Consider the following 355-nt stretch of genomic DNA (forward strand, 5'->3'; position numbering starts at 1 on the left):
GAAGCGCCAGCGCCCAGCCGGCCTCGTCGGTGAGCGGCAACGCCCCGACCAGGAGCACGCCGGCGGCGAAGGCGCCGAGGCGCCCCCACCAGGCCCTGCGGCGGGCCCGGAAGCCGACGGCGGCCGCGCCCCACAGCACGATGCCCATGCAGGCCTTGACGACGATGTAGGCGACCTCGACCGGATAGCCGAACGAGGCGGCGATCGGGCCGGCGTCCTGCAGCATCAGCGCCGGCGTATAGACGGCCATGAACGGCACGACGAAGCCGGCGATGGCGAGCTTGGTCGCCTGGATGCCTATCTTGAGGCCGCTTTCCCTGGCCATGGGCGCAGCGGCGAAGGCGGCAAGCGCCAC

1 pseudogene is annotated in these 355 nt (G+C 73.0%); it reads right to left on the reverse strand.

Going from position 1 to position 355, the window contains the following annotated elements:
- Positions 1-355: pseudogene (locus tag EN862_RS35175) on the reverse strand (TRAP transporter permease); the annotation flags it as partial.

This window comes from Mesorhizobium sp. M2E.F.Ca.ET.219.01.1.1, from assembly GCF_004016445.2.
Lineage (GTDB): Bacteria > Pseudomonadota > Alphaproteobacteria > Rhizobiales > Rhizobiaceae > Mesorhizobium.